The sequence below is a fragment of the Bacillus cereus group sp. Bc010 genome (assembly GCF_027716745.1).
GTDB classification, from domain to species: domain Bacteria; phylum Bacillota; class Bacilli; order Bacillales; family Bacillaceae_G; genus Bacillus_A; species Bacillus_A pacificus.
Genome location: NZ_JAQFUY010000092.1, coordinates 1 through 2,143 on the forward strand (window position 1 = coordinate 1; position 2,143 = coordinate 2,143).

The following is a 2,143-nucleotide window of genomic DNA, read 5'->3' on the forward strand; positions in this document are numbered from 1 at the left end:
AAAAAGGCTTTTATACAGTTTTTTAAGACAGGACGCTTCGGTTCGCGTTCTTGCTCGAATTTTTTATATTCCTGTTGTACAGGGGTTAAGTTTTTATCTTTACTAGACATTTAAATCCTTCCTTTTCTATTCGAAAGCGTTAAGTGTTAGATTCCATTTCTGATCCGATAAGTTTTAACTGTTTTTTGATTTCATCTTTAGATATTTCTTTTTTCTTGATTCTGTTTTCAAGCTTTTCGAGTAACATAAAGATTTTTTTATCGGTGCTAACACGAACATCGAAAGTGGGATATTCGTCACTTAGTTGCTTTTGAAGTTTCTTGCGTAAAGGTTTTAACCCAAATCGTTCATGATGCTCAGGCTTAATTGCTATGTAGAGATCTAAATTTGAATTCACAGCTGCGCTCTTTATAATTTCATCCATAGCGAGAGCTCTTTTCTTCGCTCCCTGTGATATAGATTGATTAAAGGATTCCGTACTCATCTTTGTTAATTTGGGACCTTTCTCTTTCTCTGTTCGTTTTGCTTCTTCTTTTTTTACCTTTTTATCTAATGGGCTGTGATCACAACCGGTAAAAGAACTAAATAGAAGTATAAATAACGCGGTAATGAGTCCGATCTTTCGCATAATCATCATTCCATTTCTATTGCAATATGTAATGTGATAGAAAAAGGATGACTGCATATCATCCTTTTTCTATTTCACAGCAAGACTGATTCGTTATTGCTGTGAGTATTGTGGTTCTTCTTGTTTTACTTCTTCAACGCGTGGGTTTAAAGAATCGATAATCGTTTGTGTTTGCTGTGCAGCTGTTTGGAAAAGTTGCTTAGCTTGTTGGTTATCCGTATCAAGAGCGAATCCCTCTAAGCTAGCTTGTGCACTTTTTAATCCAGAAACAGTTTGTTTTAATTTCGTAATTACAGTCATTGAATGAAGCCTCCTTTGGAATATCAATTCAAAGATTATAATTTGTGAGTTGGGGTGAATTTATGATTGGAAAATTTAGGGGGGTGCTTTGTTAATATACTCATAACTAAGCGTCATAAAGGATTACGGGGATATTTTTATTGATTTAGATGGATTTTATTGCTATTATTATGAGAAGAAAATGAAGTGTTTTCTATTATCATGCGCCCATAGCTCAGTCGGATAGAGCGGTGGTTTCCGGTACCACGTCTTATATATGACAAAGGAAACCAAATGTGCTTTAGGGTGCGGTATAAAGCTGTTTGTCGGAGTTTTTAACGCTTAACTTGAGCGGGAACAAACCGCAAACGTCCTACGTAGGCATTAGCGAATTATTGTCGCATAGTAAAAAGGTGCTACGTGTAACCAAATGAAGATAATGATAGTACATATGCGGAGAGCTTCCGTCTGAAATTCGTTTCAGATAGGGGGCTCTTTTTTTATTATGTCTAAAAGTATACGAGTAGTAAAAAGACGAAGAGAAGTAGTTGATTTTATTGGTACTGCGGAAGCACTAGACACAGAAGCGGCGATAGCGATTGCTGCGCAGGCATTTCGGGCAGAGGGATTTAGAAAGCGTACTATAGATGATTACAGCAAGCTCTTTCGTTATTTCATGCGAGAATTGAACATTGAGAAAGTCGAGATCATTACGGCGGCACATGTACAAATGTATATTAATAAGCTGCTTAATCGAGAATTAGCACCTGCCACTGTAAATATTCGCATATCGGCGTTGAAGTCGGTCTTTAAGCGATTGAATGAGCAGGGCTACATTAAAAGCAATCCCGCTGTAGACTTTGTAAAGTTACGTACCGATGAAGCGCCGATTTTTACGCTAAATCATAATCAGATAAAGCGCATTTTTCGTGTGGTAGATAAGACGACCTATGCAGGCTATAGAGATTACTGCGCCATGCTGCTTATGTTGCACTGCGGGTTGCGTGTAAACGAAGTAAATCAGCTAGAGGCTAACGATATAGATTTTGATAACCTTACGATTATGTTAGCAGGCGCTAAGAATAAGAACCGTAAAACTAGAGCTGTACCTATGACGAAGAAGGTAGCGGAAGAGCTACGAATGCTTATAGGGGTCCTACCACATGCCCATCAACTTAAGAACGAAAACAAAATGAACTTTCGTTCAAACAAACTAAAAAACACGTAATGTACTTT

Annotated in this window: 3 protein-coding genes and 1 pseudogene; 1 reads left to right on the plus strand and 3 read right to left on the minus strand. The window is 37.5% G+C overall.

The annotated features are described in order from the left end of the window. From PDQ68_RS28480 to PDQ68_RS28490, 3 genes and pseudogenes are all read right to left on the minus strand, one after another. Positions 1-110: pseudogene (locus PDQ68_RS28480) on the minus strand (stage V sporulation protein AC); the annotation flags it as partial. A 29-nt stretch (positions 111-139) separates the two neighbouring features. Beyond that, positions 140-628 carry a YhcN/YlaJ family sporulation lipoprotein gene (locus PDQ68_RS28485; RefSeq protein WP_061183377.1) on the minus strand — a complete coding sequence of 163 codons (489 nt, stop codon included), beginning with the start codon at positions 626-628 and terminating at the stop codon, positions 140-142. Positions 629-721: 93 nt separating this feature from the next. Further along, positions 722-928, minus strand: a complete 207-nt coding sequence (locus tag PDQ68_RS28490; RefSeq protein ID WP_000216164.1) for a DUF1657 domain-containing protein — start codon at positions 926-928, stop codon at positions 722-724. A 484-nt stretch (positions 929-1,412) separates the two neighbouring features. Between PDQ68_RS28490 and PDQ68_RS28495 the strand changes: the two genes are divergently transcribed. Continuing rightward, positions 1,413-2,135: a tyrosine-type recombinase/integrase gene (locus PDQ68_RS28495; RefSeq protein WP_000045536.1), complete on the plus strand. Its 723-nt coding sequence runs from the start codon at positions 1,413-1,415 to the stop codon at positions 2,133-2,135. Positions 2,136-2,143 lie beyond the last annotated feature (8 nt).